Below are 17454 nucleotides of genomic sequence, written 5' to 3'. Positions count from 1 at the left end.
CCCGGTCCGTCGCGCTAGACTATGCGCAACGGATCGGAGGAGCCATGTGGAAACGGGTGCTGCTGGGGACAGGCGCGGTCCTGGCGATGGGCGTGGCGGGGTTTCTGACCTTCGCCCCGGCCTATGTCGAACGCGGGATGAACCCCGTCACCATGCCGGCAGAAGGCTGGCCGGTCACGGCAGAAGCGCAGGCCCTGCATGACCGGCTGGTGATCGGCGACTGGCATTCCGATGCGTTGTTGTGGGACCGCGACCTGCTGGACCGTGCGGATCGGGGGCATACCGACGTTCCGCGCCTGCTGGACGGGAACATGGCGGTGCAGGTCTTCACCACCGTCACGAAAAGCCCCCGTGGCCAGAACTATGACCACAACGCCACCGATACCGGCGACAACATCACGCCGCTGTTCATCGGACAGCTGCGCCCGCCGCGCAGCTGGTTCTCGCTGCGCGAACGGGCGCTGGTGCAGGCGCAGGCGTTGCAGGACGCCGCGGATCGCGCACCTGACCGGCTGCGGGTGATCCGCAGCCGCGCCGATCTGGCCGACCATCTTGCGCAACGGCAGGCAGGCGCGCAGGTGCTGGGCGCGGTGCTGGGATCGGAAGGCGGTCACCCTCTAGAGGGCGATCCGGGCAATCTGGACGTGCTCTATGACGCGGGCTTTCGCTTGTTGGGGCTGACGCATTTCTTCGATAACGAACTGGGCGGCAGCCTGCACGGAGAGGGTGGCACCGGCGCGGGCCTGTCCGATTTCGGGCGTCAGGTGGCGGACGCGATGATCGCGCGCGGCATGATCATCGACGTGACCCATGCCAGCCCGCAGATGGTGCGCGACGTGCTGGCCATTCCGGGCGCGCGGCCGGTCCTGTCCCATACCGGCATCACCCGCCACTGCCCCAGCCCCCGAAACCTGCCCGACGATCTGGTCGCGGACATCGCGCAGGCGGGCGGGATCATCGGCGTCGGGTTCTGGTCGGACGTGGTCTGCGGATCGACGCCCGCCGACGTGGCCCAAGCCATCGCAGCCGCGATCGAGGTCGCCGGAGAGGACCACGTCTCGCTCGGCTCGGACTGGGACGGGTCGGTCGACACGCCGTTCGACGCCGCCCATCTTTCGGCACTGACCCAGGCCCTGCTTGACCAGGGCCTGTCAGAGGTGCAGATCGCCAAGGTCATGGGGGGCAACATGATGGCCTATCTGGCCGAAACCCTGCCCGAGAACTGAGAGGAACCGATGAAACGCACGACCTTGCTGCATGCCGAACTGTCCGGGCTGATCGCCGCCTTCGGCCATGGCGACATGCTGGTGATCGGCGATGCCGGGCTACCCGTGCCCGCCGGCGTCCGGGTCATCGACCTGGCCCTGACCCGCGGCATTCCGGGCGTCTTCGACGTGCTGGATGCGGTGCTGGCCGAACTGGTCGTCGAACGTTCGGCGATGGCGACCGAAGCCGCCCCCGACCTTCAGGCCGAATTCGCGCGACGTGACATCGGACCGGTCACCATGCAGTCGCATGACGACTTCAAGGTGGCGTCGCGCCACGCCCGCGCGATCGTGCGGACCGGGGAATGCACCCCCTATGCCAATGTGGCCCTTTACGCCGGCGTGGCGTTTTAGACGGAACCGATGCGCCGATATTGCGTTGCAAGCCCAGATGCTTATCCACAAGGAGACTGAGCGATGCAGAAGAAGATCCTGGGCCTGACCGCCGTTCTGGCCATGATGACGCTGGCCGCCTGCGAAACCGTGCAAGGTGCGGGCCGCGACATCTCGACCGCCGGCGCGGTCGTCCAGCAGGAAAGCGCCGAGGCTCAAGCCGGGATGTGATCCTGATCGATCGGCACGACATGACGGCCCCCCGCAGCCTGCTGCCGGGGGGCTTTCTCATGCGCATGGGACATTGGATACGGAACCCGATGCCGATCTGGTCCGTTTGAACGTATCCCTTAAAGAAACGATGAGGCCATCATGCGGATTATCCTGATGGCGCTGCTGGCGCTGCCCCTGCCCGCCCATGCTTTCACCGCCCGCAATGGCATGGAGGCCCGTCAGGTCGATGCGACCGATATCGCAGTCCCGTTCGAGGCGGGCCGGACCGACACGGATTACTGGTGCGCCGCCGGTGATCTTGCGCAGCAGGTGATGAACCAGCCGGTCGCGACGCGCATCTGGCGCGCCAGTCCCAAGCCGCGCGAGGCAGGTCAGGGCATCCTGTTCACGCTGGACCCGGCTCGCCAGGCGCAGGGCGCGGGCCTGTCCCAGTTCGGATCAGGGCCGCGCGATGGCGCACTGTCGGTCGGTCAGGCCGTGGCCAGTCATTGCCGCATCATCATTCCCTTCATTCGGGAATGACGATCAGTTGTCCATCTTCAGCGCCTGGATGAAGGCCGTCTGCGGGATCTCGACCTTGCCGAACTGACGCATCTTCTTCTTGCCGGCCTTCTGCTTCTCCAGCAGCTTCTTTTTCCTCGTGGCGTCGCCGCCATAGCACTTGGCGGTCACGTCCTTGCGCATGGCTGACAGCGTCTCGCGTGCGATCACGCGGGCGCCGATGGCGGCCTGGATCGGGATCTTGAACATGTGCCGCGGGATCAGGTCCTTGAGCTTTTCGACCATCGCGCGGCCACGGCTTTCGGCACGGTCGCGATGAACCATGATCGACAGCGCGTCCACCGGTTCGTCGTTCACCAGGATCGACATCTTGACCAGGAAATCCTCGCGGTACTCGCTAATCTGATAGTCAAAGCTGGCATAGCCCTTGGTCACCGACTTCAGCCGGTCATAGAAGTCGAACACGACCTCGGCCAACGGCAGGTCATAGACCACCATCGCCCGCGCGCCGGCATAGGTCAGGTCCAGCTGGATGCCGCGACGGTCCTGGCACAGTTTCAGCACGTCGCCCAGATATTCATCCGGCACCATGATCGTGGCCTTGATGCGCGGCTCCTTGATATGGTCGACATGGGTCAGGTCCGGCATGTCGGCGGGGTTGTGCAGGTCGCGCACCTCGCCGTCGCGCATGTGGAGCTTGAAGACCACCGACGGCGCCGTGGTGATCAGGTCCAGGTCGTATTCGCGCTCAAGCCGGTCACGGATGACCTCAAGGTGCAGAAGCCCAAGAAACCCGCAGCGGAAGCCGAACCCCAGGGCCGCCGACGTCTCCATCTCATAGCTGAAGCTGGCATCGTTCAGGGCCAGCTTCTCGATGGCGTCGCGCAGGGGTTCGAAATCGTTGGCGTCCACCGGGAACAGACCGCAGAACACCACCGGCTGCGCCGGCTTGAAGCCCGGCAACGCCGTGGCACAGGGCTTGCGTTCCTGGGTGATCGTGTCGCCCACGCGCGTGTCGCGGACCTGCTTGATCGAGCCGGTGAAGACACCGATTTCACCCGGGCCCAGTTCGGCGATGTCGACCATCTGCGGCGTCAGGACGGCCAGCTTGTCGATGCGGTGGCTGGCGCCTGTCTGCATCATCTTGATCTGGTCGCCCTTGCGGATCACCCCATCCATGACGCGGATCATCACGACAACGCCCAGATAGGCGTCGTACCAGCTGTCCACCAGCATCGCCTTCAGCGGCGCGTCGCGGTCGCCCTTGGGCGCGGGCAGGCGCGTGACGATGGCCTCCAGGACGTCCGGGATGCCCAGACCGGTCTTGGCGCTGATCGGGATCGCGTCCTGCGCGTCGATGCCGATGACTTCCTCGATGTTCTCCTTGACGCGGTCGGGCTCGGCCGCGGGCAGGTCGATCTTGTTCAGGACCGGCACGATCTCGTGGCCTGCGTCGATCGCCTGATAGACGTTGGCCAGCGTCTGCGCCTCGACGCCCTGGCTGGCGTCGACGACCAGCAGCGACCCCTCGACCGCGCGCATCGACCGGCTGACCTCATAGGCAAAGTCCACGTGGCCCGGCGTGTCGATCAGGTTCAGGACATAGGTCCGGCCGTCCTTGGCCGGATAGCTGATCCGCACCGTGTTGGCCTTGATGGTGATCCCGCGCTCGCGCTCGATATCCATGCTGTCCAGCATCTGGGCCTTCATGTCGCGATCCGCGACAGTGCCCGTGGACTGGATCAGCCGGTCGGCCAAGGTGGATTTCCCGTGGTCGATATGCGCCACGATCGAAAAATTGCGGATGAGGTCAAGGTCGGTCATGGGCGGGCTATACAGCCCCGCAAAGGCCGCGAAAAGAGGGTTTCGCGGCCCAGCGTTATTTGGTGTCAGGGCGCGGTCGGAAGGTCCGCGGCCTTCAGCATCAGGCGCGCGACCTCGGCCGACGAGGCAGGGTTCTGGCCGGTGACCAGGTTGCCATCGGCGATGGCAAAGGGCTGCCAGTCCGGGCCCTTCTGATGATGGCCGCCCTGGGCCTTCAGCTGGTCCTCCAGCATGAACGGGACGACATCGGACAGGCCGACCGCGTCCTCCTCGCTGTTGGTGAACCCCGCCACGCGACGGCCGTGGACCAGCGGATCACCCGAGGCAAGACGCGCCGACAGCAGGCCGGCCGGCCCGTGGCAGACCGCGCCGACGACCGCACCCTTGTCGAACGCCCGGCCCAGCAGATCGCCCAGCGCCTTCGAATTGGGCAGGTCCCACATCGTGCCGTGACCGCCCGGAAGGAACACGATGTCGCAACCGGACACCTCGACGTCCTCGACCTTGGTGGTGTTTTCCAGCTTGTTCATGACCGCCTCGTCGGCCAGCAGGCGGCGGACCTCGTCGGTCATCGCGTCGCCCTCGGCCGAGGAAGGGTCCGCCGGGGGCTTGCCGCCCTTGATGCTGGCCAGCTCGATCTGCCAGCCCGCGTCCGACAGGATCCAATAGGGGGCGGCCAACTCCTCCCAATAGAAACCCGTGGGTTTGCCGGTGTCGCCAAGCGTGTCGTGCGAGGTCAGGATGAACAGGGCCTTGGGCATGGTAAACCTCCTTGAGGGATGCAAAAATTACCACGATGCCGGGATGGCGCCATGGCGTTCGGCACGTCAATGTTCCCCGACGCGTCCGGGTTCCCGGTCGCGATGTCGCACCGGCGCGACCATCTGGGTCGCGCGGCCGCCAAGGCCCCTCGATGGGGTCGCAGGCGGCCTCGTCCGCCCGAGCCACGCGCGGGCAGGACCTCAACCGGGACCGGGTCGCACCAGGCTGTCGACGGGGCGCCTGCGCCGCAGCCCCGCCTCGCGCCACATCGCATATCCCCCTGCCAGCGCGATCAACGCCGCCCCCGCCAAGGTGGCCGCATCGGGCCGCTCGCCGAAGATCACCGCCGCCACGACCAGCGCAAAGGCCAGTCGCGTGTATCGGAACGGCGCGACGACTGACGCCTCGCCCAGACGCGAAGCCGCCACCAGCGTCGCATAGCCCACGACGCCGAACACCACCGTCCCCGCCAGCAAAACGACCTCGATCGGGCCGGGCATCACCGGCGCGGGCCCGGCCAGCATGCCCAGCACCACCCCCGCCGGAATCATCGCGCCATAGGCCGAGGCCGACAGTTGATCCGACGCTACCCCCGGCGGAATGCGTCGCGTGGCCAGATCGCGCAGCGTCAGCCCCGCGACGCCCGCCACCGCCCACAGCATTGCGGGCTGGAACGCCGCCGTCCCCGGCCGCAGGATCAGCAGTACCCCCGCGAACCCGACCGCCACCGACAGCCAACGGCGCCAGCCGACCTTTTCGCCCAGAAACAGCGCCGCGCCCAGCACCAGCGTCAGCGGCAGCACCTGCAGGATCGCAGAGGTCACCGCCAGATCACCCACCGCCAGCGCTGTCACCAGGCAGACGGCCCCCACGATCTCCCCGGCATTGCGCAACAGCGCCATGGGATGGATCAGGTCACCTGTCCAAAGACGCCCTCCCCGCCGCGCCAGACGCATCCAGAAAACCGCACCCGCGACCGCCCCCACCATCGCCAGCAATTGCCATACCGGCATCGTCCGAGTCAGCACCTTGAGAAACGCATCCTCGACCGCGAACATCGCCATGGATGCCGACATGAACAGCGCGGCACGCCCGTTGTCGGTCACGCCGCACCTTCCAGGTCGGCGATCAGCGCGGGCAGTCCGCCCATGTCGGACAGCTGGTGCAGGCGCGGATGATCGGGCGCCTCGACATGTTCATGGCTCCAGGTCAGGTCGTGGGGGATGAAGACCCCCGTCCCGCCCAGATCCAGCACCGGGATCACGTCGCTGCGCATCGAATTGCCCGCCATCAGGAACCGCGACGGCTGCACCCCCTGCCCCATCAGGACCCGGGCATAGGCCTCGGGCGTCTTGTCGGCCAGGATCTGCACCGCCGCGAATCGCTCGGCCAGTCCAGAGGCTGCGATCTTGCGCTCCTGATCCATCAGGTCGCCCTTGGTGATCAGGATCAGCTGCCGTCCCTCCAGCGCGTCCAGGGCTTGTTCCACCCCCGGCAGAAGGGTCACGGGATGGGCCAGCATCTCGGCGCCCAGGTCCAGGATGCGGGCGATCTGGCGGCCCTCGATGCGTCCGTCGGTCAACTCGATCGCGGTCTGGACCATCGACAGCATGAAGCCCTTGATGCCGTAACCGTAGCGCGCAAGGTTCGCGCTTTCCGTGTCGTACAGCCGCGCCGCGATGGTCTCGGCGTCGCCGTGGTCCGACAGCAGCGCGCAGAACTCGGCCTCGGTGACGCGAAAGAACGTCTCGTTCTCCCACAGCGTGTCGTCGGCATCCAGCCCAATGGCGTCAAACAGGGTCATGTCGTCCTCTTGCGGGCGGCGCCGCGCTGTTTCAGGATCGAACGACCCAGCACAGGAGCGCCCGATGATCTATTCCGTCCCCGACATGAGCTGCGACCACTGCAAGGCCGCGATCGAGGCCGCCGTCGCCGGGGCTGGCGGCCGCGCAACCGTCGATCTGCCCGAAAAGCGTGTCACCGTCGAGGGGCTGGATCCCGCCACCGCGCAATCCGCCCTGACCGCCGCGGGCTTCACCCCCCACCCGCTGCCTGCCACATGACCCCGATCACCAAGTTCGCCGCGATTGAGCGGCGGGCCGCTTGATGCTAGGATCGCCCGATCGGCCTATGCGGGCAAGAACCGGACCAACCGGCGCGCGGCCGTCCGAGGCATTTCGAGGAGACAGTCCCATGCTGAACCGTTTCGTGATCGCGGCCGCCGCGATCGTCATGACGACCCCCCTGGCCATGGCCGGACCCATCGACAGCGCCTGCGTCCGGTCGGACCGCGCGCGCGGCAACGCACCGCTGTGCGGCTGCATCCAGCAGGTCGCGAACCAGACCCTGTCCCGGTCGGACCAGCGCCAGGCGGCGCAGTTCTTCCGCGAGCCGCATCGCGCCCAAGAGGTCCGCACGTCAAAGCGTGACGCGGACAACGCCTTCTGGGCCCGCTACCGCAATTTCGCGGCGCAATCCGAACGGCTGTGCCGCTGATCTGAACTAACAGGCTGGCCCGCTTGGGTCAGCCGATGCGGGCCAAGATCTCATCCGTCAGCGCGGCCATCTCGGCCGTTGCGGGACCTTTGGGGCGTTCGATCGCCCCCAGACCCAGTCCCAGGGTCTCGGCATAGACGACGCGGTTTGCGACCTGCGTGTCGGCCACCTGCGCGCCCAGTTCGGCCGCCTTCTGCGCCACTTCGACCGACAGGCGCGTGTTGGGGCGGGTGCGGTTCAGGACCACCAGCACATCCGCCTTGTCGCGCCGCGCCAGATCCAGGACCCCCTCGGTCGCCCACAGGTCGACATGGCTGGTGGCCACCGGCACCACCACCAGATCCGCCACACGCAGCGCCGGGCGCAGGTCGCTGTCGATCTTGGGCGGCGTGTCGATGATGACGTAATCGAACCGACGCTTCAGCTTCTCCGATTCGTAGCTGGCCCCCCAGGCCGACGAGGTCGAGAAATCCATCGCCTCGTCCTCTCCTACCGCGGACATGCGTTCCATGAACCAGCGGCCCAGGCTGCCCTGCGGATCGGTGTCGACCAGGGCGACGGAGTGACCCCGCGCATGCAGGCTGACCGCCAGATTGACGGCCAGCGTCGTCTTGCCCGATCCGCCCTTTTGCTGAGCCACCGTGATGATCCGACCTGACATTGCGACAATCCCCCGCGTTTGGCCCAGCCTAGGGTCCAACGCGGCCGATTGCACCAAGTTTCTGCATGTGCAGCATCAGGGATGCACGGACTGAACCTCGTACATCACGGGCTCGAACGACTTGCACATTCCGTGGATTTCCCGGTTCCGGCGACGCATCTCGGGGTCGCGCAGCATCGCTTGGTAATCGCGGCGGTCGCGCCACTGCGAATAGGTGGCGATGCGGGTCTGCGCGTCGTTCAGATGGATCGCCCCGCCCAGGCAGCCGGCCTGTCTGCTGATGACCTGCGCCCAAGCCTCGGTCAGCAGGTCCAGCACGTCATGCGCGGTACCGGGGGTCACCTCGAAGGTGGTGATGACGGTCTGGCCGTCGAAATCGGGCGTGATGCGGGGCATGGGCTGGCCTTTCATGGGCATGGTCCTGCCATCAGCGTAACCCCCAAGCCCCTTGGCGCAAAGCGCCATTGCAGGGCGCTGCACGATGTGCATCCTGCCGGGACGAAACAGCAAGGACCAGCCATGACCCCGGTATTCGACGGCCACAACGATTTCCTGCAGCGCGTCGTGGCGGCGGGCGCGGATGCCGACCAGCTTTGGCTGCATGGCGACGGCACCGGCCATCTGGACCTACCCCGGATGCAGGCCGGCGGCATGGTCGGCGGTTTCTTCGCGATCTGGATACCGACACCGGCAGGGCTGGGCGACGACCATGCGATGGACGCGATGGAGAACCCGCCGTTCGAGCTGCCCCTGCCCGCCCAGATCGCGTCCGACGTGGCCCTGCCCCAGGCTTTCGCACAGGCGGCGGCGTTGCTGTCGCTGGAGCGGACCGGCACCCTGGACATCGTGCGCGACGCCGCAGGGTTGCGCGCGACCATTGCGGCCGGGCGGATCGCCGCGATCATGCACATGGAGGGTGCCGAGGCGATCCGCGACCGTGATGCGCTGCACCTGTGGCACGCGGCGGGGCTGCGCTCGCTTGGGCCGGTCTGGTCGCGGCCCACCCAATTCGGCGAGGGCGTGCCCTTCGCCTTTCCCGCCAGCCCCGACATGGGCGGCCCGCTGACCCCCGAAGGTCATGCCCTGGTCGCGGATTGCAACGCGCTTGGCATCATGCTGGACCTGTCGCACCTGAACCAGGCCGGTTTCGACGACGTGGCCCGGCTGTCGGACGCGCCCCTCGTCGCCAGCCACAGCGCCGTGCATGCCCTCAGCGAAAGCAGCCGCAACCTGACCGACCGGCAGCTGCGCCAGATCGCGGACAGCAAGGGCTTGGTCGGACTGAATTTCGCCTCCAGCTTCCTGCGGCCCGACGGACGGCGCCAGCCGTTGGAGGATCTGGGCATGATGATCCGGCATCTGGATCACCTGCTGGAGATCCTGGGGGAAGATGGCGTGGCCTTGGGGTCCGATTTCGACGGCGCGCTGATGCCGCGGGATCTGCCCGACGCATCGGCGCTGCCCGTGCTGATCAAGGCGATGGGCGATGCCGGTTACGGCCCCGACCTGATCCGCAAGATCGCCTGCGACAACTGGATCGGCCTGTTGGAACGCACCTGGCGCTAGGTGGGCCGGGGTTCCGGCCCTGCGACTCTCACTCGGTTTCGGTTTGGCCGGGCGTCGCGACCTGCGCCACCGCGATCATCTGCGCCAGTTCCGGGTCGGCCGCGGGATCGGCCAGTGCATAACGCTCGGTCAGGCTGGCGGGGGACAGTTCCACCCCGCTGATGACCTGCGCGCCGGGCGCCGCCGGCCCATAGGTCTGGCCGCTGACCGCGAAATAGACCGCGCCCGAATTACCGGTCCGCAGCACGGGCGGTTGTTCCAAGGGCGGCAGTGCAAAGCGTTCGCCGGCATCCATGATCTTTTCCAGCAGCACCGTGCCGTCCGCCGATGTCACGCGCACCCAGGCCGGACGCGCCGCCATCAGCTCCAACGGGGGCGCATCCGGGGCCAGCGTGCGCACGACGCTTTCCACGGCGGCGGGCTGGGCGGTCTGCAAGGCGCCGATGGCGCCGGGCGTTCCGGTCGGCACCTGCGCCACGCCCGCCTGCTGGGCCAGCGCGTTCTGGGGAAGCGGCACCTGCGCGACCTGTCCCGCCGAGGCGATCACATCCTCGACCGTGGCAGAGCTGTCCAGCAGACCGGGATCGATCGCCGCGATGGGCCCGTCGCGCGCGGTCAGGACCGGTGCCTCGAGGATCTGCGGACGGTACAGGCGATCCAGCGCCTCGGGCTGGGGCAGGCTCAGCGCGATGTCGCTGCTCTGTCCGCCATCGATGGCAGGGTCCGACAGCCCCGCGCCCTGCGTCGGGTCCAGTTCGGCGACCACCGTGGGCAGATCGTCACCCGGGGTCAGCGTGACGCGTTGGACCTCCTGCAGGACGGCCCATCCGCCATAGCCCAGCCCGCCGATCAGCGCCATCAGCACGAAGATCGCGCCGACGGCCCGAGGCTCGACCTCGGACAGGAATCCGCGTTCCTGAGGGATGAACAAGGCGCGGGGATTGGCCAGCGCTTCGGCAGGGTCGGACGGACGGCGGCCCGGCTTGGGCCCGGCAGCGGCAGGAGCCATGCCATGCGTCGGCTGAAAGCCAGATTCCTGACAGAACCGCCGGAAGACCCAGTCGGGGTCCATGCCCAGATAACGCGCATAGGAGCGCACATAGCCCGAGATAAAGCTGGGCGCGTCAAAGGCCGAGACGTCACAGTTCTCGATCGCGGCGACATAGGAGGCACGGATGCGCAATTCGCGCTGGACGTCCAGAAGGGACTTGCCCAACGTCGCCCGCTCTCCGCGCATCAGATCGCCCAACCGCGTGTCATCGTCCAGGAACACTGCCGTATCCCCGACTTGCACGAAATCTTCTGCCGGGTCAGGTACCCGCAGCCTGCTCATCGCCTATGCCTCATCCGCTTGTTATAGGCTGCCTCCGAATCGAAGGCTACCAAAGCTTCTTTAGCCAAAGGTTATCACGCAGGCGAGAGCAGTTCACCCGTGGATTGCATTACGCGCTCAATTCCGCGCGATTCAGGGCACAGTGCGACCACAGTGCATCCATCGCCCGGACCAGGTGATCGATCTGCTTCGGATCGTGCACCGGCGACGGGGTAAAGCGCAGCCGTTCGGTCCCGCGCGGGACCGTGGGGAAGTTGATCGGCTGGACGTAGATGCCGTAATCGCGCAGCAGCATGTCGGACAGCGCCTTGCAGTGCACGGGATGACCGACATGGACAGGCACGATATGGCTGCCGTGGTCGATGATCGGCATACCGAGCGATTTCAGGCGCATCTTCAGGATGCGGGCATGCAGCTGCTGCGCATCGCGCAGCTTCTGCCCCTCGGCCGTCTTCAGCAGCGCGATGGACGCCGCGGCCCCCGCTGCAACCGCCGGTGGCAGAGACGTGGTGAAGATGAACCCTGGCGCATAGGACCGTATCGCGTCGCACATCTTGTCGCTGGCCGCGATATAGCCGCCGAACACGCCGAACGCCTTGCCCAGAGTGCCGTTGATGATGTCGATGCGATCCGACAGCCCGTCGCGTTCCGCGACGCCGCCGCCCCGCTTACCGTACATGCCGACGGCATGAACCTCGTCCAGATAGGTCAGCGCGCCGAACTCGTCAGCCAGATCGCAGAACCCCTCGATCGGGCCGAAATCGCCGTCCATCGAATAGATGGATTCGAAGGCGATCAGCTTGGGCGCGTCCGGGTCGTCCGCGGCCAGCAGCTCGCGCAGATGCGCCAGATCGTTGTGCCGGAAGATGCGCTTGGCGCCGCCATTGCGCTTGATCCCCTCGATCATGGACGCGTGGTTCAGCTCGTCCGAATAGATGATCAGGCCGGGAAACAGCTTGGGCAGCGTGGACAGCGTCGCGTCATTCGCGATGTAGGCGCTGGAGAAGACCAGGGCCGCCTGCTTGTCGTGCAGGTCCGCCAGTTCGGATTCCAGACGCTTGTGATAGACCGTGGTGCCGCTGATGTTGCGCGTGCCGCCGGACCCCGCGCCGGTGGCGTCCAGCGCCTCGTGCATCGCGGCCAGGACGGTCGGGTGCTGACCCATGCCCAGATAGTCGTTTCCGCACCACACGGTGATTTCCTGGCGTTCGCCGTCGGGGCGATTCCAGACCGCCTGCGGGAACCGGCCCTGCGCACGTTCGATGTCGATGAAGGTGCGATAGCGCCCTTCTTCGTGCAGACGTGCAAGGGCCTTGTCCAAGGCGACATCATATTTCATGGCGGGCGATCCCTTGCATAGCTGGCTGGGTGCGATCATTCTCCGACCGCGCGCTTTCTGCCTTGATAGAGGTCAAGGCGCGAAAAAAACAGGCCGAAAACGTCGCAATTCGACGAAAGGCGCAGGCAGAAACCTGAAATCGACACCGCAAGAGGTAGGAATCATGGGCGAACACGCAAGGCTGCAGGACATCCTGACGCATCTGGACCAGGGGTTGGAGGATGCGCTGGCACGGCTGGTGCGTTTTCTGGAGATCCCGTCCATCTCGACCGATCCGGCGCATGCGGGCGATGTGCGGACCGCCGCCGAATGGCTGGCACAGGAACTGCGCGACCTTGGCTTCGATACCCAGGTCCACGACACGCCCGGCCATCCGATGATCACCGCCCGCAGCCCGCGTGGCGATGCGCGCCCGCTGCTGTTCTATGGTCATTACGACGTGCAGCCGGTGGATCCGCTGTCCCTGTGGGACCGCCCGCCCTTCGAACCGGCGATCGAGGATACGCCCCAGGGACGGGTGATCCGCGCCCGCGGCGCGTCCGACGACAAGGGCCAGCTGATGACCTTCGTCGAGGCGTTCCGGGCCTGGAAGGCCGTGCATGGCGCCCTGCCCACCGACCTGATCCTGCTGTTCGAGGGCGAGGAGGAGTCCGGCTCTCCGTCGTTGCGGCCGTTCCTGATCGAACATGCCGACAGCCTGCGCGCCGATCTGGCGATGATCTGCGACACGGCGCGCTATGCCGACGGGCGGCCCGCCATCACCACGCAACTGCGCGGGCTGGTGGGACAGGAGGTCGTGATCCATGCCGCCGATCGCGACCTGCATTCCGGCAGCTTCGGTGGGCTGGCGGCGAACCCGATCATGATCTTGGCGCAGGCGCTGGCGGCGCTGAAGGACGATACGGGTCGCGTCACCCTGCCCGGCTTCTATGACGGCGTGGCGGATCTGTCGCCGGAGTTGGCGCGCGACTGGCAGGCGCTGAATTTCGACGCCGCCGACTATCTGTCGCGCGTGGGACTGTCCCAACCCATCGGCGAACGGGGCCGCACCGCGTTGGAGATGGTCTGGAACCAGCCCACGGCCGAGATCAACGGCATCGCCGGCGGCTATGCCGGGGCAGGGTTCAAGACCGTTCTGCCGGCGACGGCGCGCGCCAAGGTCAGCTTCCGCCTGACGGGCACCCAGGACCCACAGGCGGTGCGCCAGGTGTTCCAGGATCATGTCCGCCGCTTCGTTCCCGCCGATTGCCGGGTGGAGTTCCACGAGCACGGCGCCGGGCCCGCCAGCGTCATGGACATCAGCGATCCGGCATTCGGCCAGGCCAAGGATGCGCTGACGCAGGAATGGGGCCAGGAGGCCGCCTATATCGGCGGCGGCGGGTCGATCCCCATCGCGGGCGATTTCAAGGAGCTGCTGGGCATGGATTCGATGCTGGTGGGATTTGCCCGCGACGACGACCGCATCCATTCACCAAACGAAAAGTACGACGTGGAAAGCTTTGCCAAGGGCGCGCGGTCCTGGGCGCGCATCCTGTCGGCCCTGCGCTGACATGAAAAAGGGGGCCCGATCCGGCCCCCTTTCCCCAACCTGATCCGGTCTCAGCCCTGCGCGCTGCAATAGCTTTGGCTGGAGGTCCAGGCGGCGATGTCCGCACGCTTCTTGCTGCTGCGCATCGGCGCCCAGTCCCGCGCGACGCCACGCCAGCCGTTGTCGTCACGGGCGACGGCGTTGTCGCGTCCCACCTGCTGTGCGGCGATCTTGACCGCGCAGGCCATGTTGTCGGCGCCGTTGCGGATGTTGCCGGTGCAGTCATAATTGCGCCAGGTCGCCGGCGCGATCTGCATCAGGCCGATCCATTTGCCACCGCCACCGGCGGCCTGCGGATTGAAGGTGCTTTCGTGCCGCGCGACGGCCGACAGCAGGCCCGCCCAGAACGCCTTGCGGCCGGTGGGGGCAAGCTGGCGATAGTTGGGGCAGAATTCCGCGATGTCATGAGGGACGCTGGACAGCATCGTCACGCCTTCGCGGTCAAGCGCCTCCATCGTGGCGCGGGTCCATTCGTCAGAGCCGTTGCGCTCTCCCCACCGCATCGGGGGCACCTGGGCCAGGGCCATCTCCTGTGCCTCGACCTGGGCGTCGGTCGGACCCGACGGGGTCGTGGAACAGGCGGCCACCAGGGCTAGGGCGGCAAGGGAAAGCGCGGCGCGCATGGTTACCTCAAAGGGTGGTTTCGTCGTCCTCTGCCATAGCGTGTGTCAAATATCCTGCAAGAAGAAGGATTTGCCTCGGCGGGAACCTGCCGCGACACGAAAGGCACATGGTCGGAAATCCGCCGACGGCCATGGCCGAACACCGCCGTTCATTCGAATTTTACGCAATGCAGGGCGCCCGTGATGATTCGCGCAGCAGTGGCGGGCGGGGCCGTGACAATGCCGCGGCCTTGCCCTAAAACCGCCGCCAGACCGTTTGCCGCCAAAGAGGCCCGCCATGCTTGACCTGACCTTCACCGCCCCGCAGCCGAAAGTGATCCAAGGCGCGCAAGGGGACTGGGAGCTGGTGATCGGGCTGGAGGTTCACGCCCAGGTCGCATCGAACGCCAAGCTGTTTTCTGGCGCCTCGACCCGTTTCGGGTCCGAGCCCAACAGCAACGTGGCCTTCGTCGATGCGGCCATGCCGGGCATGCTGCCGGTCATCAACGAATTCTGCGTGGCGCAGGCGGTCCGCACCGGCCTGGGCCTGAAGGCCCAGATCAACCTGCGCAGCGCGTTCGACCGCAAGAACTATTTCTATCCCGACCTGCCGCAGGGCTATCAGATCAGCCAGCTGTACCACCCCATCGTGGGCGAGGGAGAGATCATCGTCGACATGGCCCCCGGCGTCGCCCGCCGCGTCCGCGTCGAGCGCATCCACCTGGAACAGGACGCGGGCAAGTCGATCCACGACATGGACCCGACCATGTCCTTCGTCGATTTGAACCGCACCGGCGTCGCCCTGATGGAGATCGTCAGCCGCCCCGACATCCGCGGCCCCGAGGAGGCCGCCGCCTATGTCGTCAAGCTGCGCCAAATCCTGCGCTATCTGGGCACCTGCGACGGCAACATGCAAAACGGCAACCTGCGCGCCGACGTCAACGTCAGCGTCTGCAAGCCCGGCGATTACGAACGGTTCCAGGAGACCGGCGATTTCGGCCATCTGGGCACGCGCTGCGAGATCAAGAACATGAACTCCATGCGCTTCATTCAGGCGGCCATCGACTATGAGGCCCGGCGCCAGATCGCGATCCTTGAGGATGGCGGAAAGATCGTCCAGGAGACGCGCCTCTATGATCCCGACAAGGGAGAGACGCGGTCGATGCGGTCGAAGGAGGAGGCGCATGATTACCGCTACTTCCCCGACCCCGACCTGCTGCCGCTGGAGATCGAGCAGGCATGGGTGGACGACATCGCGGCATCCATGCCCGAACTGCCCGATGAGAAGAAGGCCCGCTTCGTACAGGGCATGGGCCTGTCGGAATACGATGCGGGCGTACTGACCGCAGAAGTCGAGAACGCCGATTACTTCGAGGCCGTGGCATCGGGCCGCGACGGCAAGATGGCCGCGAACTGGGTCATCAACGAACTGTTCGGCCGCCTGAACAAGGAAGGTCTGACCATCGCGACCTCTCCGGTGTCCGCCGCGCAGTTGGGCGGCGTGATCGACCTGATCGCATCGGACGCGATTTCCGGCAAGATCGCCAAGGACCTGTTCGAGATCCTGTGGACCGAAGGCGGCGACCCCGCCCGGATCGTCGAGGAACGCGGCATGAAGCAGGTCACCGACCTTGGCGCGATCGAGGCCGCGGTCGATCAGATCATTGCCGACAACCCCGCCCAGGTCGAAAAGGCGCGCGCCAACCCCAAGCTGGCGGGCTGGTTCGTGGGTCAGGTGCTGAAGGCCACCGGGGGCAAGGCGAATCCCGCCGCCGTCAACGACATGGTCGCCCGGAAACTGGCTCTGTGACCCTTATCCCATCGCGACAGGACGCTGACATGCGCTTTGAATATTCCGTCATCCCCGCGCCGACCAAGACGGAGAAGGCCCGCGAGGCAAAGACGCCGACCGACCGGTATGCCCTGTCGCTGACGGCAGAGCTGAACCGCATGTCGGCCGAGGGCTGGGAATACGTGCGCGCCGATGTCCTGCCAAGCGAGGAGCGCAGCGGCCTGACCGGGCGCACCACGGTCTATCACAACGTGCTGGTGTTCCGCCGCCCGCACAGCGTCGATCCCGAACTGCGCCGTCTGCCCCAGCCCGAGGCTGCGCCCGCGGCCCCTGATGCGATGACCGACCGCCCGTGAGGGTCAGGCAGCCGCGCTGAGCGGTTCGGGGCAGAACGGCACGACCTCGACCCGGTCACGCTCGAACGTGCAGAAGCTGCCGGGGGGAACCTCGGTCCAGTCCGCCTCGTCGCTCTCCAGCGGTTCGGACACGACGGCCCAGCCCTGACGGCTTTCCGACCATCGATGGTACAGCGACGGCGCCTGGTCGTCGCTGCTGTAGCGCAGCGCGTACAGCCGCTCTCCGTCCGACAGGGCGCAGGCGGCGCGGACATGCGGCGCGCATCCGCGCTGACGCGCCAATGTGCCCAACAGGCCAAGCGCCCGTTCCATCGCAACCTTGGGATTCTGGTCCAGCCCGCATCCTAAGGCGACCAGGAACAGCGCCTCGCTGTCGGTCGCCCCCTTGCGGTGGGGATAGTATTCGTCCGGGATCAGCACGTCGGCATGGCGGCGGAAGGCGTCATAGCCGCCGAACTGGCCATTATGCATGAAGCTCCATCGACCGACGGCAAAGGGATGGCAGTTGTTGCGGCTGGTCGCCGTCCCCGTCGACGCGCGCACATGCGCCATGAACAGGCCGGACCGCACCTGCGCCACAAGGCTGCGCAGGTTCGGGTCGGACCAGGCCGGCATGACATCTCGGTACAGCCCCGGTTCGGGACGTTCGCCGTACCACGCGATGCCGAAGCCGTCGGCATTCACCGGCGTATGGCATCGCATCGCACCCTGGCTCTGCCGGATCAGCGAATGCGCCGGCCGGCTGACGATATCCTCCAGAAAGATCGGTGCGCCCAGATAGGCGGCCCAACGACACATGCCC

Annotated in this window: 20 protein-coding genes; 10 read left to right on the top strand and 10 right to left on the bottom strand. The window is 66.6% G+C overall.

Annotation, left to right across the window (positions count from 1 at the left end; all coding sequences use genetic code 11):
- The first annotated feature begins 44 nt into the window (after positions 1-44).
- The 4 genes from SY26_RS02135 to SY26_RS02125 all read left to right on the top strand — a co-directional run bounded on the left by SY26_RS02135 (position 45) and on the right by SY26_RS02125 (position 2354).
- Entirely contained in the window at positions 45-1226 is a 1182-nt protein-coding gene (locus SY26_RS02135) for a dipeptidase (protein WP_045999082.1), read from the top strand.
- A 9-nt stretch (positions 1227-1235) separates the two neighbouring features.
- Positions 1236-1619, top strand: coding sequence for a D-ribose pyranase (gene rbsD / locus SY26_RS02130; protein WP_045999081.1), 384 nt, complete (start codon positions 1236-1238; stop codon positions 1617-1619).
- 63 nt (positions 1620-1682) lie between these two features.
- Positions 1683-1829: an entericidin A/B family lipoprotein gene (locus SY26_RS20145; protein ID WP_064503532.1), complete on the top strand. Its 147-nt coding sequence runs from the start codon at positions 1683-1685 to the stop codon at positions 1827-1829.
- Positions 1830-1970: 141 nt separating this feature from the next.
- Positions 1971-2354: a hypothetical protein gene (locus SY26_RS02125; RefSeq protein WP_052715080.1), complete on the top strand. Its 384-nt coding sequence runs from the start codon at positions 1971-1973 to the stop codon at positions 2352-2354.
- A 3-nt stretch (positions 2355-2357) separates the two neighbouring features.
- Here the strand turns inward: SY26_RS02125 and lepA are convergent, their stop codons facing one another.
- From lepA to SY26_RS02105, 4 genes are all read right to left on the bottom strand, one after another.
- Positions 2358-4157, bottom strand: a complete 1800-nt coding sequence (gene lepA / locus SY26_RS02120; protein WP_045999080.1) for a translation elongation factor 4 — start codon at positions 4155-4157, stop codon at positions 2358-2360.
- Between the two features lie 65 nt (positions 4158-4222).
- Positions 4223-4918 carry a type 1 glutamine amidotransferase domain-containing protein gene (locus SY26_RS02115; RefSeq protein ID WP_045999079.1) on the bottom strand — a complete coding sequence of 232 codons (696 nt, stop codon included), beginning with the start codon at positions 4916-4918 and terminating at the stop codon, positions 4223-4225.
- 201 nt (positions 4919-5119) lie between these two features.
- Positions 5120-6025 (bottom strand): DMT family transporter, encoded by a 906-nt coding sequence (locus tag SY26_RS02110; RefSeq protein ID WP_232303244.1) that lies wholly within the window; start codon positions 6023-6025, stop codon positions 5120-5122.
- A complete protein-coding gene (locus SY26_RS02105) occupies positions 6022-6723 on the bottom strand; it encodes an HAD family hydrolase (RefSeq protein WP_045999078.1) in 702 nt (233 codons plus the stop codon). Before SY26_RS02105 ends, SY26_RS02110 begins: the two co-directional genes overlap by 4 nt.
- A 64-nt stretch (positions 6724-6787) precedes the next feature.
- Here SY26_RS02105 and SY26_RS02100 point away from each other — a divergent pair, with 64 nt between their 5' ends.
- Positions 6788-6982 (top strand): cation transporter, encoded by a 195-nt coding sequence (locus SY26_RS02100; RefSeq protein ID WP_045999077.1) that lies wholly within the window; start codon positions 6788-6790, stop codon positions 6980-6982.
- 130 nt (positions 6983-7112) lie between these two features.
- Positions 7113-7415, top strand: a complete 303-nt coding sequence (locus tag SY26_RS02095; protein WP_052714596.1) for a hypothetical protein — start codon at positions 7113-7115, stop codon at positions 7413-7415.
- A 28-nt stretch (positions 7416-7443) separates the two neighbouring features.
- On the opposite strand, the gene parA is transcribed toward SY26_RS02095, so the two are convergent.
- Complete coding sequence (gene parA, locus SY26_RS02090) at positions 7444-8076, bottom strand: ParA family partition ATPase (RefSeq protein WP_045999076.1); 633 nt, start codon at positions 8074-8076, stop codon at positions 7444-7446.
- Positions 8077-8151: 75 nt separating this feature from the next.
- Positions 8152-8472, bottom strand: a complete 321-nt coding sequence (locus SY26_RS02085; RefSeq protein WP_045999606.1) for an antibiotic biosynthesis monooxygenase — start codon at positions 8470-8472, stop codon at positions 8152-8154.
- 123 nt (positions 8473-8595) lie between these two features.
- On the opposite strand from SY26_RS02085, the gene SY26_RS02080 reads away from it, so the two are divergent.
- The gene (locus SY26_RS02080; protein WP_045999075.1) at positions 8596-9642 is read left to right on the top strand and encodes a dipeptidase; all 1047 of its coding nucleotides are present in this window, start codon (positions 8596-8598) and stop codon (positions 9640-9642) included.
- Between the two features lie 28 nt (positions 9643-9670).
- Here SY26_RS02080 and SY26_RS02075 read toward each other — a convergent pair whose 3' ends face one another.
- Both SY26_RS02075 and hemA read right to left on the bottom strand, forming a co-directional pair.
- A complete protein-coding gene (locus SY26_RS02075; protein ID WP_139598237.1) occupies positions 9671-10879 on the bottom strand; it encodes a helix-turn-helix domain-containing protein in 1209 nt (402 codons plus the stop codon).
- 205 nt (positions 10880-11084) lie between these two features.
- On the bottom strand, positions 11085-12314 hold the full coding sequence (hemA, locus tag SY26_RS02070) for a 5-aminolevulinate synthase (protein ID WP_045999074.1): 1230 nt from the start codon (positions 12312-12314) through the stop codon (positions 11085-11087).
- Between the two features lie 163 nt (positions 12315-12477).
- Here hemA and SY26_RS02065 point away from each other — a divergent pair, with 163 nt between their 5' ends.
- Positions 12478-13863, top strand: a complete 1386-nt coding sequence (locus SY26_RS02065; protein WP_045999073.1) for a M20/M25/M40 family metallo-hydrolase — start codon at positions 12478-12480, stop codon at positions 13861-13863.
- Positions 13864-13913: 50 nt separating this feature from the next.
- Here the strand turns inward: SY26_RS02065 and SY26_RS02060 are convergent, their stop codons facing one another.
- Entirely contained in the window at positions 13914-14525 is a 612-nt protein-coding gene (locus SY26_RS02060; RefSeq protein WP_045981225.1) for a transglycosylase SLT domain-containing protein, read from the bottom strand.
- 277 nt (positions 14526-14802) lie between these two features.
- Here SY26_RS02060 and gatB point away from each other — a divergent pair, with 277 nt between their 5' ends.
- Together gatB and SY26_RS02050 are read left to right on the top strand one after the other, a co-directional pair.
- Positions 14803-16314 carry an Asp-tRNA(Asn)/Glu-tRNA(Gln) amidotransferase subunit GatB gene (gene gatB / locus SY26_RS02055; RefSeq protein WP_045999072.1) on the top strand — a complete coding sequence of 504 codons (1512 nt, stop codon included), beginning with the start codon at positions 14803-14805 and terminating at the stop codon, positions 16312-16314.
- A gap of 29 nt (positions 16315-16343) precedes the next feature.
- Positions 16344-16652, top strand: a complete 309-nt coding sequence (locus SY26_RS02050; RefSeq protein WP_045999071.1) for a DUF4177 domain-containing protein — start codon at positions 16344-16346, stop codon at positions 16650-16652.
- Between the two features lie 3 nt (positions 16653-16655).
- Here SY26_RS02050 and SY26_RS02045 read toward each other — a convergent pair whose 3' ends face one another.
- Positions 16656-17450, bottom strand: coding sequence for a class II glutamine amidotransferase (locus tag SY26_RS02045; protein WP_045999070.1), 795 nt, complete (start codon positions 17448-17450; stop codon positions 16656-16658).
- Positions 17451-17454: the final 4 nt, after the last annotated feature.

Origin of the sequence: Paracoccus sp. 228 (assembly GCF_000967825.1) — a bacterium.
Lineage (GTDB): Bacteria > Pseudomonadota > Alphaproteobacteria > Rhodobacterales > Rhodobacteraceae > Paracoccus > Paracoccus marcusii.
Note: the sequence above shows the minus strand (reverse complement) of the source record. Positions and strands in the feature narration are given on the sequence as shown.